Annotated in this window: 11 protein-coding genes; 5 read left to right on the top strand and 6 right to left on the bottom strand. The window is 61.8% G+C overall.

Going from position 1 to position 12,257, the window contains the following annotated elements; all coding sequences use genetic code 11:
• Positions 1 to 95 precede the first annotated feature (95 nt).
• The 5 genes from BMY68_RS13330 (at position 96) to BMY68_RS13310 (ending at position 4,937) form a co-directional block, all read left to right on the top strand.
• Positions 96 to 1,427 (top strand): TRZ/ATZ family hydrolase, encoded by a 1,332-nt coding sequence (locus BMY68_RS13330; protein ID WP_085531773.1) that lies wholly within the window; start codon positions 96 to 98, stop codon positions 1,425 to 1,427.
• Between the two features lie 63 nt (positions 1,428 to 1,490).
• Positions 1,491 to 2,189, top strand: a complete 699-nt coding sequence (ubiG, locus tag BMY68_RS13325) for a bifunctional 2-polyprenyl-6-hydroxyphenol methylase/3-demethylubiquinol 3-O-methyltransferase UbiG (protein WP_007932212.1) — start codon at positions 1,491 to 1,493, stop codon at positions 2,187 to 2,189.
• Between the two features lie 4 nt (positions 2,190 to 2,193).
• Positions 2,194 to 2,865 carry an N-acetylmuramic acid 6-phosphate phosphatase MupP gene (gene mupP, locus BMY68_RS13320; protein WP_085531775.1) on the top strand — a complete coding sequence of 224 codons (672 nt, stop codon included), beginning with the start codon at positions 2,194 to 2,196 and terminating at the stop codon, positions 2,863 to 2,865.
• Positions 2,866 to 2,903: 38 nt separating this feature from the next.
• A complete protein-coding gene (locus BMY68_RS13315; RefSeq protein WP_085531777.1) occupies positions 2,904 to 3,644 on the top strand; it encodes a YciK family oxidoreductase in 741 nt (246 codons plus the stop codon).
• Between the two features lie 366 nt (positions 3,645 to 4,010).
• On the top strand, positions 4,011 to 4,937 hold the full coding sequence (locus BMY68_RS13310; protein WP_053262197.1) for a GGDEF domain-containing protein: 927 nt from the start codon (positions 4,011 to 4,013) through the stop codon (positions 4,935 to 4,937).
• A 36-nt stretch (positions 4,938 to 4,973) separates the two neighbouring features.
• Here the strand turns inward: BMY68_RS13310 and BMY68_RS13305 are convergent, their stop codons facing one another.
• From BMY68_RS13305 to BMY68_RS13280, 6 genes are all read right to left on the bottom strand, one after another.
• Positions 4,974 to 5,759 (bottom strand): iron-containing redox enzyme family protein, encoded by a 786-nt coding sequence (locus tag BMY68_RS13305; protein ID WP_085531779.1) that lies wholly within the window; start codon positions 5,757 to 5,759, stop codon positions 4,974 to 4,976.
• Between the two features lie 45 nt (positions 5,760 to 5,804).
• A complete protein-coding gene (locus BMY68_RS13300; protein WP_085531781.1) occupies positions 5,805 to 8,264 on the bottom strand; it encodes an EAL domain-containing protein in 2,460 nt (819 codons plus the stop codon).
• A 204-nt stretch (positions 8,265 to 8,468) separates the two neighbouring features.
• Entirely contained in the window at positions 8,469 to 10,283 is a 1,815-nt protein-coding gene (locus tag BMY68_RS13295) for an ABC transporter ATP-binding protein (protein ID WP_092160476.1), read from the bottom strand.
• Entirely contained in the window at positions 10,276 to 10,878 is a 603-nt protein-coding gene (locus BMY68_RS13290) for a DsbA family protein (RefSeq protein ID WP_175534841.1), read from the bottom strand. The genes BMY68_RS13295 and BMY68_RS13290 overlap by 8 nt, the downstream gene beginning before the upstream one ends.
• Before the next feature lie 36 nt (positions 10,879 to 10,914).
• A complete protein-coding gene (locus BMY68_RS13285; RefSeq protein WP_085531787.1) occupies positions 10,915 to 11,856 on the bottom strand; it encodes an oxygen-dependent tRNA uridine(34) hydroxylase TrhO in 942 nt (313 codons plus the stop codon).
• A 101-nt stretch (positions 11,857 to 11,957) separates the two neighbouring features.
• Entirely contained in the window at positions 11,958 to 12,257 is a 300-nt protein-coding gene (locus BMY68_RS13280) for a BolA family protein (protein WP_007932228.1), read from the bottom strand.

The following is a 12,257-nucleotide window of genomic DNA, read 5'->3' as shown; positions in this document are numbered from 1 at the left end:
CTCATGAACAAAAGCCGCCGATTATAGCGAGCCCCCGGCGAAGACGCTCGGGTATACTTCGCCATCCTCCACAAACGCCCTGGAACCGATCTTCGATGCCGAACCCTGTCGTTGCGCTCGACCTACTCCTGTTGCCGACCTGGCTGGTGCCTGTTGAACCGGCCGGCGTGGTGCTCAAGGAGCATGGCCTGGGTATCCGCGACGGCCGCATCGTGTTCATCGGCCCGCGCGCCGAGGCCTTGAAGCTGCAGGCGGCCGAGGTCCGCGAGTTGCCGGGCATGCTGCTCAGCCCTGGCCTGATCAACGCCCACGGCCATGCGGCAATGACCCTATTCCGCGGCCTGGCCGACGATCTGCCATTGATGACCTGGCTGGAGAACCACATCTGGCCCGCCGAAGCCAAATGGGTCGATGAAGCTTTCGTCCGCGACGGTACCGACCTGGCCATCGCCGAACAGCTCAAAGGCGGCATCAGTTGCTTTTCCGACATGTACTTCTTTCCGAAGGTTGCCAGCGAGCGCGTGCACAACAGCGGCATTCGGGCGCAGATCGCCATTCCGGTCCTCGACTTTCCGATTCCGGGCGCCCACAGCGCCGACGAGGCCATCCGCCAGGGCGTCGAGCTGTTCAGCGATCTCAAGCATCATCCGCGCATCAAGATCACCTTCGGCCCCCACGCGCCTTACACGGTCGGCGACGAAAACCTGGAGAAGATCCGGATCATTGCCGAAGAACTCGATGCCTCCATTCATATGCATGTCCATGAAACCGCCTTCGAAGTGGAGCAGGCCATCGCCCGGCACGGCGAGCGGCCCCTGGCGCGCCTGGCGCGACTGGGACTGCTCGGGCCGCGCTTCCAGGCCGTACACATGACCCAAATCAGCGATGACGACCTGGCTTTGCTGGTAGAAACCAATAGCAATGTCATTCATTGCCCGGAGTCGAACCTGAAACTGGCCAGCGGCTTCTGCCCGGTGGAACGGCTGTGGCAGGCTGGCGTCAATGTTGCGGTAGGCACCGACGGGGCCGCCAGCAACAACGACCTGGACCTGCTCGGCGAAATCCGCACCGCCGCACTGCTGGCCAAGGCCGTGGCAGGCTCGGCCACCGCCCTGAATGCCCACCAGGCGCTGCGCATGGCCACCCTCAACGGCGCGCGGGCCCTGGGCCTGGAGAGCGAGATCGGCTCGCTGGAACTCGGCAAGGCCGCGGACCTGGTGGCATTCGACCTGTCCGGCCTGGCGCAGCAACCGATCTATGACCCGGTTTCGCAGCTTATATATGCCACCGGCCACGATTGCGTGAAACACCTTTGGGTCGCCGGCAAGCAATTGCTCGACGACCGGCGCCTGACGCGCATGGACGAACAACAGCTGCACGCCACGGCGACAGCCTGGGGCCGGCGCATCAGCGGCCATACCGAATAGCAGGAACCCTCGAGCCCGGCTCGAGACCGACAGCCAGAATTTTCCAGATTCAGAGGATTACCCATGAGTAACGTCGACCACGCCGAAATCGCCAAATTCGAAGCCCTCGCCCATCGCTGGTGGGACCGCGAGAGCGAATTCAAACCGCTGCACGATATCAACCCGCTGCGGGTCAACTGGATTGACGAGCGTGTCAACCTGGCCGGCAAGAAAGTCCTCGACGTCGGTTGCGGCGGCGGCATCCTCAGCGAAGCCATGGCCCAGCGCGGCGCCACGGTAACTGGCATCGACATGGGCGAGGCCCCGCTGGCGGTGGCACAGCTGCATCAACTGGAGTCAGGGGTGAACGTCGAATACCGGCAGATCACCGCCGAAGCCCTGGCCGAGGAGATGCCCGAGCAGTTCGACGTCGTCACCTGCCTGGAGATGCTCGAGCACGTACCAGACCCCTCCTCGGTGATCCGCGCGTGCTTTCGCATGGTCAAGCCCGGTGGCCAGGTGTTCTTCTCCACCATCAACCGCAATCCGAAGGCCTATCTGTTCGCCATCATCGGCGCCGAATACATCATGAAGCTGCTGCCACGCGGCACCCATGACTTCAAGAAATTCATCCGGCCTTCCGAACTGGGTGCCTGGAGCCGCGACGCCGGCCTGACCGTCAAGGACATCATCGGCCTGACCTACAACCCGCTGACCAAGCACTACAAGCTGGCCGCCGACGTCGACGTCAACTACATGATCCAGACCCTGCGGGAGGAATAAGCCCATGCGTATCAGAGCAGTTCTTTTCGACATGGACGGCACCCTGCTCGACACCGCGCCGGACTTCATCGCCATCTGCCAAGCCATGCGCGCCGACCGCGGCCTCGCGCCGATCACGGACAAACATATCCGTGACGAAATCTCCGGTGGCGCCCGGGCGATGGTCGCCGTGACCTTCTCGATGGACCCGGAATCCCCGGGGTTCGAGGATCTGCGCCTGGAGTTTCTGGAGCGCTACCTCAAGCATTGCGCAGTGCACAGCAAGCTGTTCGACGGCATGGCCGAGCTGCTGGCCGATATCGAGAAGGCCAATCTGCTCTGGGGCGTGGTCACCAACAAGCCGGTGCGCTTTGCCGAGCCGATCATGCAGCAGCTGGGCCTGGCGGAACGTTCCGCCCTGCTGATCTGCCCGGATCACGTAAAGAACAGCAAACCCGATCCGGAACCGTTGATCCTGGCGTGCAAGATGCTCGACCTCGACCCGGCCAGCGTTCTGTTCGTCGGCGACGACCTGCGTGACATCGAATCGGGCCGCGACGCAGGCACCAGGACCGCCGCCGTGACCTACGGTTACATCCATCCGGACGACAATCCCAAGCACTGGGGCGCCGACGTGGTGGTCGACCATCCGCTGGAACTGCGCCAGGTCCTGGACCAGGCGCTATGCAGTTGCTGATCGGCCCAGGCTTTCGCTTCTGATTTCCCGAGGTTTTTATGTTTGATTATTCCGCCCGCCCCGAACTGCTCAAGGATCGGGTCATCCTGGTCACCGGCGCCGGTCGCGGCATCGGCGCCGCTGCCGCCAAGACCTTCGCCGCCCACGGCGCCACCGTATTGCTGCTGGGCAAGACCGAAGCCAACCTGATCCAGGTTTATGACGAGATCGAAGCCGCCGGCCACCCTCAGCCGGTGGTGATTCCGTTCAACCTGGAAACCGCCCTGCCGCACCAGTACGACGAGCTGGCCGCCATGGTCGAAGCCGAGTTCGGTCACCTCGATGGCCTGCTGCACAATGCCTCGATCATTGGTCCGCGCACGCCGTTGGAACAGCTGTCGGGCGAGAACTTCATGCGGGTGATGCAAGTCAACGTCAATGCCATGTTCATGCTGACCAGTACCCTGCTGCCGCTGCTCAAGCTGTCCCAGGACGCCTCGGTGGTGTTCACCTCCAGCAGCGTTGGCCGCAAGGGCCGTGCCTACTGGGGCGCCTATGGCGTTTCAAAGTTCGCCACCGAAGGCCTGATGCAAACCCTGGCCGACGAAGTCGACGGTGTCGCACCGGTGCGCGCCAACAGTGTCAATCCGGGCGCTACCCGCACCAGCATGCGCGCCCAGGCCTATCCAGGGGAAAACCCGAGCAACAACCCGGCCCCCGAGGAGATCATGCCGGTCTACCTGTACCTCATGGGTCCGGACAGTAACGGGATCAACGGCCAGGCATTCGACGCCCAGTAATCCTTTCTTTGGCCGCGGCGGAATACCGTCGCGGCACTCCTTTCCTGGCAGTCTTCCACCCTGTCATCGCCAGACAAATGCCATCCTGGGTCACCCCAAGCCTTGGAACTGTCAGCCAACCCGCTGAATTCAAAAGCATTTTACTCGGATGAAGCGAATGGCATGACTTTCGCTCTCATCTCCCTCAAATAGGCAATGTATTGGCGAAACTCAGCGACGATCGAGTCGGGGCTTATAACGGCCCGTAAAGCGGATTAGACTGTGATCGCTTGTCCTACGGGACTGATGGAACAGTATGACGTGCAGCCATGAGCCGCTCTCACCCAGCCAGTAAGACTGCATTACGTGCCCAGGGGCTCACGCCATATGAAAATACCCACCCAGACCAACGCAATTGACTTCGATAGCGCCAAATTGCAACGCCTGGGCTTTGGCCAGCAGTCACCACTCCTGCAACGCCCGGTCAGCCTTGCCCAGTTGCGCCAGCAACTGAGCCTGCAATTACAGACCAGCCTGGAACCGCAACGCATTCTCGGCCTGTTCTTCCGCGAAACCCAACGCCTTGTGCCCCTGGATGCCCTGGTTTACCAGCACAAGCCCAGCGACCTGCGCCTGGAGTTCGGCCAGCGCGGCCACCACTCCATCAGCTACAGCCTGAGCCATGAAGGCGAGACCATGGGCGAGCTGGTATTTCGGCGCAATCAGCGTTTCAGCGACCAGGAACAGGGCCATCTGGAGTCCCTGCTGTCCACCCTGCTTTATCCGATGCGCAACGCCCTGCTCTATCGGGCCGCGACCCGTAGCGCCCTGCGCGACCCTTTGACCGATACCGGCAACCGGATCGCCATGGACCAGACACTGCAACGGGAAATCGAAATGGCCCGCCGCCACCTGCACCCACTGTCGCTGCTGATGCTGGATATCGATCACTTCAAGAGAATCAACGACAGCCACGGCCACAGCGCCGGCGATGAAGTGCTCAAGGCTGTTGCCGCGGCCATCAAGGCGCAGTTGCGCAACGTCGACATGGTGTTTCGTTTTGGCGGCGAGGAGTTCCTGATCCTGCTGTCCAATACCGGCCGCGATGCCGCCGCCATGGTGGGAGAACGGCTGCGCCAGGCAGCCCAGGCCAAGGATTACTGGGCGGATGGCAAGTTGATCGAGCTGACGGTCAGCCTGGGTTGCTCGACCCTGCTGCCGGGGGAATCAGCCGAGAGCCTGCTGCGTCGTGCGGACAGCGCGCTGTATGTGGCCAAGCGCGAAGGCCGCAATCGCCTGGCAATGGCTGGCTGAGAAATAGCTGGGGCCGCCTCCATCGGAGGCCGCCATTCAACCTTCGACCAGCGCCATCCGCTCACGGGCCGCTGGGGTCTTTTCCTGTTGCATGCAACGCTCCAGGAACAGGTACATGTAGTCATAACTCTTGCAGATCGCCTGGCGCAGCTCGCCCTGCAAGGCTTTGCTCGGCTTCATGCCGGCCAGGGTACAGATGATTTCCAGCGCCTCCCAAGGATGCGCATCATCGTACTGGGCATGCATTTTCAGCCACTTCATCGCCCGCTTGCGCTCTTCTTCGGGAAAGGCCGCCGCATACACGCCAGTGGAGCAGACCAGCGCCGACCACTCACCCGTGGCGCCCTCGATTGCGTAGTTGGTCGCAGCGATCGCCACGATCAATGAGTCGGCGGAGCTGGTGTGCCAACACCAATGACTCAGGGCGTGCAGTTCCGGTGGGACCTGTTGCGCCTGCAGATCTTCCAGGCTCACGCCATGGGCGCGGCTCCAGTTCACCCAGTAATCGGCATGATTGAGCTCGACCCGGATATTGCGCATCAGCCAGCGCCGCGCCATGTCTTCCCCGGGGTGACGGGCGAAGCGGGTCTTGGTCAGGTTCTGCGCCATGTACAGGGCGAATTGCTCGACAACCGGCCAGCCGCCGATCAGGTACTGGCGCATGGTTTTGTTGCTGAGCTTGTTGTCGCGCATGCGCTGGTACAGTTCGTGGTCGACCACGCGGCGCTTGCTCTCGCTGCAATCCTGGATCAGCTGCTGGGCCCAGGCCGGATAGCTTGCAGCGTCCATGAGCGGACCGGTTCTGTTGAATGCGTCGATCACTGTCGGGGCTCCTTTTGATGGTGATGGTACGGATCAGCGAGAGATTCAACGGAACGTGCCAGGAGCCTTGAATAACAGAGGCTGTGGTCGCGAAGGCCGGCACTGCAGACTGTCGCAGGTGAAGAGTTGCGGGCGCTCGATCAGGTAGCCCTGAGCGTAATCCACGCCAATCTCCAACAATGCCTGCTCAATCTGCGGTGTTTCGACAAACTCGGCAATCGTACGCTTGCCCATCACATGACCGATATGGTTGATCACCTCGACCATCGCGCGATTGATCGGGTCGTCCAGCATATCCTTTACAAAACTTCCATCGATCTTGAGGAAGTCTACAGGCAAATGTTTGAGATAAGCGAATGACGACATTCCCGCACAAAAGTCATCCAACGAAAAGTGACAGCCCAAGCCCTTGAGCTCGTTGATAAATCGAATCGCACTACCGAGATTGGAGATAGCGCTGGTCTCGGTGATTTCAAAACAAATCAGGTCCGGTGGCACACCGTGGACGATGAACTGCTCGCGCAGGAAGTCCAGGAAAGCCTCGTCACCGATGGTCGCGCCCGACAGATTGATCGCACACATCGCCAGGGGCCCTTCGCGCTCCTCGCGGATGCATTCGGCGATGATCTTGAACACATTCTCCACCACCCAACGGTCCAGGGAGGTCATCAGGCCGTAACGCTCGGCGGCCGGGATAAAGCTGTCGGGCAGGATCATCCGCCCGGCCTCGTCGTGCAGGCGCAGCAGAATCTCGATGTGCCCGCCGAGCCGGTCCACATGACCCAGGGCGGCTATTTCCTGGGCATAAAGACAGAAGCGGTTTTCCTCCAGGGCCATGTGCAGGCGCTGTACCCAGGCCATTTCACCGAACCGCAGGGACAGCTCCGAGTCGTCCGCGTGATAGACCTGGACCCGGTTGCGCCCTTTCTCCTTGGCCATATAGCACGCCATGTCCGCTGCCCGCAGTGATGCTTCGAGAGTGGTCGGGGTTTGCGCCACATGCACCAGGCCAATGCTGACCGTGGTGACGAAGGGCCGGCCTTTCCAGACAAAATGCAGGTTCTGCACCGTCTGGCGCAGGCCTTCGGCGATCTTTTCCGCCGCTTCCGGCGAGCAGTTCTCCAGCAGGATGCCGAACTCATCGCCCCCCAGGCGCGCCAGGGTATCGCCCTCGCGCAGCCCCGACTGGAGCAAGGCGCAGATATGCCGAAGCAACTCGTCCCCTGCCGCATGGCCGCAGGTATCGTTGACCAGCTTGAACTGGTCCAGATCGAGGAACATCAGGGCGTGCCGCCCCGGTTGCCGGCTCAGGCTGTGCAATGCCTGCTCCAGGCGGTATTCGAACTCGCGACGGTTCGCCAGGCCGGTCAAGGCGTCGTGGGTCGCCTGCCAGGACAGGTTGGCGATGTACTGGCGCTCCTGGGTCATGTCGTGCAGCACCAGCACCGTACCGCTGACCTTGCCGGCATTCTGGATCGGCGCGCCGACCAGGGTCACCGACACCGTGCTGCCATCCAGGCGCTGGATCAGCTTCGAGTGCTCGCTGCCACCACTGAGCTGACCGCTGAGAATGTGCTCGATCAGGGTGAAGCCATCGGCCTGGGCATTTTCATCCAGCAGGTTGAACAAGGCCGCCAGCGGCAGTCCCACCGCCTGTTCAGCCTTCCAGTGGGTCATTTCCTCGGCGGCCGGGTTCATGTAGGCGATAGCGCCGTCCACGTCGGTGGTGATGACACCGTCGCCAATGGATTGCAGGGTGATCTGCGCCCGTTCCTTTTCCAACTGCAGGGCGCTGGCGAATTCATGACGCTGGGCCAGCAGCTTATGGGTGCGCAGCAAGGCCAGGACAATCAGCCCCAGCGCGGTGGCCAGGTTGGTGATCAGCAACAGCCGCAGGATGACCCGCGAACCCTCGCCTAGAGCATCGCTAAAGGCCTTGGCCGCAGGCGTCACGCCATCGTTGATGGCGAAAATCTGGTTCTTCCAGCGCTGGATATCGGCTTCAGAGGCCTGGTTGCTGGTAATGCTGCGGTGCATTTCATGGGCTACGCTGTCGAGCTGCACCAGATAACTGTCGCCCACGGTCCACAGGTCGATGGCTTTTTCCAGGTAGCTGAAATGGCGGAAGTTCAGGTACAGCCAGATCACGCTGTCGCTGTCGTCAGGGTGGTTGCCCCCCTTGAGAATCCCCGCCCGCGCGGCATTCAGGTCGGGCGGTTGCTGATCCAGCGCGACCCGCAGTTCATGCCCGCCCTGAGGCACGGCAATAGCATTCTGGTACTTCAGAAAGATCGATTCGTCGCGGCTGTCGGCGTAGAGATTGAGGTAGTAGATGGCGTCCTTCTGGCCCTTGGACCAAAGGCTCTCCCCGGCAACGTAAACACGTACCGCCGAAAGGACATATAAGCTGAGGCCACCCAACAGCGCTTGAAACAACACCACCGCAATAAATGGCCAGACGATGCCCAATAACCGTGGCGTTCCGAGAGTCCGCTTTTGCTTCATGAGGTCCCTTGCATAAGCACTGCCAGATGAACACCCGAGAAAATACCGCTCCTGACAGCACAGACTAGGCTAATTTCCGCCGCCTCGAACGCACAGGCCATGACGTTCAAGCACGATGCCAGTCGAGACGCGACAGGGCCGCGTCCCAGGAGGGTCATTTCCACCAGAGAATTCAAGCACTAAGCACAGAAAACCGGATAAAACTCAAGGTCGCTGGACTTGCTGTAAATGCCCGTAAAGCTTGGCGTAAAGGCCGCCGTCGGCAATTAGCTGCTGATGGTCGCCATCTTCGGCAATCTGCCCGCCATCGAACACCAGAACCCGATCCGCCTGTTTTACCGCGGACAGGCGGTGGGCAATGATCAGCGTGGTCCGGCCGTGGAGGAAACGCGTCAGCGCCTGGTGCAGGTTGTACTCGGTGGCGGCGTCCAGCGCGGAGGTGGCTTCGTCGAGGATCACCACCTTGGGTTCGGCCAAGACCATTCGCGCGATTGCCAGGCGCTGGCGCTGGCCGCCAGACAGACGCACGCCGGAACGACCGACCACACTGTCCAGGCCGTTGGCCAGGGCGCGGACCGTCGAGTCCAACTGGGCAATTTCCAACGCCCGCCAACAGGCTTCGTCGCTGCGCTCGCGGCCCATGGTCAGGTTGGCGCGGATGCTGTCGTTGAACAGCGCCGGATGCTGCAACACCACCGCCACGTTTTCCCGCAGGGTTTCCAGGCCGATTTCCTGCTGGGTCTTGCCGCCAAAACGAATCACGCCCGCCTGCGGTGTGTAGAGCCCCAGCAACAGCTGCACCAGGGTACTTTTGCCGCCGCCGCTGGCGCCGACGATCGCCACCTTCTCCCCCGGCTCGATCGATAGGTTCATCTGGTCCAGCACCAGTTCGTCGCCGTAACCGAAACTCAGGCCGCTGACTTCGATACCCACGGTCTCGCGCCCCTGGAACGGGTCGACACCGCCGGCATACTGCGGCTCGTCGGCCCGCGACAGCAGCTCGTTGATACGCGACAACGCGCCACCGGCGGCATAGTAGGCGTACTGCAGGTTCAGCAGTTGTTCCACCGGGCCGATCATGAACCACAGGTAGCTGAATACAGCCAGCATCTGGCCGATGGACAGATCGGAAAACAGCACGGTGAGCATGGCCGCCGCACGGAAGATATCGATACCGAACTGGAACAGCAGCCCGCTGGCGCGATTGGAGGCGTCGCTCTTCCATTGCGAAGCCACCGCGTAGTCCCGCACATCCTGGGCACGCCGGCCGAGACGGCCGAGGAAAAAGCCCTGGCGGTTGCCCGCGCGGACTTCCTGGATCGCATCCAGGGTTTCGGTCAGGGCCTGGGTGAAACGCGAGGTGCTGTCGTTCTCGAGCTTTTTCAGGTGCTTGACCCGCTTGCCCAACTGCACCGTGGCGTAGATCACCAGGGGATTGAACAACAGGATCAGCAGCGCCAGTTGCCAATGCATCCACATCAGGATGCCCGCGGTGCCCACCAGCGTGAGCATGGCCACCAGAAAACGGCTGAGGGTTTCGCCGACAAACTTGTCGAGGGTGTCGAGGTCGGTGACCAGGTGAGTCGTCACCGTACCGCTGCCCAGGCTTTCGTACTCGCCCAGGGAAATGCGCTTGAGGCGCTCGATCAGCCGCAGGCGGATGCGATAGACAATGTCCTTGGCCAACCCGGCAAACAACCGGGCCTGCAGCACGTTGAACAGCAGCGCCGAGCAACGCAGCATCAGGGTGATCAGCAACATCAGGCCGATGTAGCCGGCGGCGCTCTGCCAGCCCGCGGGCAACGCATGGTTCATCACCTTCAGCGCGGCATCGCCATGCCCCAGCAGCACTTCGTCCACCAACAGCGGCAGCAGCAACGGGATAGGCACGCTGCACAGCGTCGCCAGGACGGCCACGCCATTGGCGACCCACAGGGCTTTTTTATGCTGCAGTGCCAGCCGGCGGACTTGCGCCCAGCTCAGGCGATCGACGGGTTCCGGTGCTTGTGGATCACGCACAGGCGGCACGCTCCAGCCAGCGGCCGAGCAGTGGAGACAGCTCACTCAGGGGCTGGTAGCCATTGGTCAACAAGGCCAGCTGGCCATTGCGCTCGGCCAGCATCGTTGGGAAACCGGCGATCCCCAGGTCCTGGACCCAGGTGAAATCGGCGGCGGTCGCGGCATGCTGCTCGGCGCGATCGAACGCCTCGGCGAACTCGATGCGCGGCACGCCCGCTTCCTCGGCCAGTTCCACCAGAACGCTGGCGCGAGTGACATCCCGGCCTTCGACGTAAAAAGCCCACTGGATCAGCCGCAAAAGTTTCCAGGCGCAATCCGGCGCCAGGCTGCGCGCCGTGACGATGGCGCGGCACGCAGGCTCGGTGTCATAGACAAAACCGTCGGGCAAGGCGCCCTCGAACTTGAACGGCTGGCCGGTGGCCTCGGTGACCGCCTGCCAGTGTTCGAGGATATAGCGGCGGGTGGTCGGCTCCAGTGCCGAGCCGCTGCCGGTCCGCAGGCCGCCCACCACCAGATGCAACTCGACGCCCGCGGCCCGCGCCTGCTCGACCAGGGCCTCGGCCACTGGAGCGAAGCCCCAGCACCACGAACACATCGGGTCCATCACATAGAGCAGGCGGGCAGACATGGCTCAGGCCTCGGAAGAAGATTGCTTGTAGTTGTAACCGATCGGGTGCGGCATGTTGCGAGCCTTGGCCAGTTCAATCTGCTTCTGCCGGTCGATGGCGCTGCGGCGGGTTTTCTCGCTCAGCGTGTCCCAGCAGTGCGGGCAACTGATACCCGGCACATAGTGCTCGCTGGCGCGATCCTCGACGCTTACCGGCGTGCGGCAGGCATGACATTGATCGTAGTCGCCTTCGCTGAGGTCGTGACGCACGGTCACCCGATTATCGAAGACGAAGCAGTCGCCCTGCCATTTACTCTCTTGCTGCGGCACCTCTTCGAGGTACTTGAGGATACCGCCCTTGAGGTGGAAGACCTCGCCGAAGCCTTCACTGAGCATGTAGCTCGAAGCTTTCTCGCAACGAATGCCGCCGGTGCAGAACATCGCGACTTTCTTGTGCTTGCTCGGGTCGAAGTTGGCTTTGATGTAGTCGGGGAATTCGCGAAAACTGGTGGTCTTCGGGTCGATGGCGCCTTCGAAGGTGCCGATCGAAACCTCGTAGTCGTTACGGGTGTCGATCAGCAGCACTTCCGGGTCGCTGATCAGCGCGTTCCAGTCCTGCGGCTCGACATAGGTGCCGACCTTCTTGTTCGGATCGACGCCGGGCACGCCCAGGGTCACGATCTCTTTCTTGAGCTTGACCTTGGTGCGGTAGAACGGCTGCTCGTCGCAGTACGATTCCTTGTGATCGATGTCGACCATGCGCGGGTCGTTCTTGAGCCAGGCCAGCAGCCCGTCGATGCCTTCGCGGCTGCCAGAAACGGTGCCGTTGATGCCTTCTTCGGCGATCAGCAGGGTGCCCTTGATGCCGTTGTCGAGCATCGCCTCGAGCAGCGGTTCGCGCAGGGCAACGTAATCTTCGAGGGTGACGAACTTATACAGTGCCGCCACGACAATCTGTTGTGTCATGGGTAATTCTCCAGGTGGCTACCCTCGCAAAGGGTGAACCGGATGCAAAAAAAACGCGCCGACTGAGCGGCGCGTTGCGGATTCTAGCAAAAAACCTGTGGTTAATGCTTGCTGCCGCCAGCGCAGGTCGGCGAGGCCGGGGCCACGCCGATCTTCGCCCATTCCTCTGGCGTGTAGGTATGCAGCGCCAACGCATGAAACTGGCCCATCAGCTCGCCCAGGGTCGCGTAGACCTTCTGGTGACGCTTGACGCTGTTGAGCCCGGCAAACTGCTCGCTGACCAGCACGGCCTTGAAGTGGGTTTCCAGGCCGCGGCTGTGCATGTGGCTTTCATCCAGCACCTGCAAATGCTCAGGCTGCAATGCGCCCAGTGCCGACTCGATACGTTGTTGCATGGTCAT

The organism is Pseudomonas sp. NFACC41-3 (assembly GCF_900109505.1).
Classification (GTDB): domain Bacteria; phylum Pseudomonadota; class Gammaproteobacteria; order Pseudomonadales; family Pseudomonadaceae; genus Aquipseudomonas; species Aquipseudomonas chlororaphis.
Note: the sequence above shows the minus strand (reverse complement) of the source record. Positions and strands in the feature narration are given on the sequence as shown.

What these genes read in the sequence shown, in the direction of transcription:
- BMY68_RS13280 (WP_007932228.1), bottom strand. Translation starts at nt 12,257, where the DNA reads ATGACCATGCAACAACGTATCGAGTCGGCACTGGGCGCATTGCAGCCT.
- BMY68_RS13310 (WP_053262197.1), top strand. Translation starts at nt 4,011, where the DNA reads ATGAAAATACCCACCCAGACCAACGCAATTGACTTCGATAGCGCCAAA.
- BMY68_RS13315 (WP_085531777.1), top strand. Translation starts at nt 2,904, where the DNA reads ATGTTTGATTATTCCGCCCGCCCCGAACTGCTCAAGGATCGGGTCATC.
- ubiG (WP_007932212.1), top strand. Translation starts at nt 1,491, where the DNA reads ATGAGTAACGTCGACCACGCCGAAATCGCCAAATTCGAAGCCCTCGCC.
- BMY68_RS13290 (WP_175534841.1), bottom strand. Translation starts at nt 10,878, where the DNA reads ATGTGTTCGTGGTGCTGGGGCTTCGCTCCAGTGGCCGAGGCCCTGGTC.
- BMY68_RS13330 (WP_085531773.1), top strand. Translation starts at nt 96, where the DNA reads ATGCCGAACCCTGTCGTTGCGCTCGACCTACTCCTGTTGCCGACCTGG.
- mupP (WP_085531775.1), top strand. Translation starts at nt 2,194, where the DNA reads ATGCGTATCAGAGCAGTTCTTTTCGACATGGACGGCACCCTGCTCGAC.
- BMY68_RS13300 (WP_085531781.1), bottom strand. Translation starts at nt 8,264, where the DNA reads ATGAAGCAAAAGCGGACTCTCGGAACGCCACGGTTATTGGGCATCGTC.
- BMY68_RS13285 (WP_085531787.1), bottom strand. Translation starts at nt 11,856, where the DNA reads ATGACACAACAGATTGTCGTGGCGGCACTGTATAAGTTCGTCACCCTC.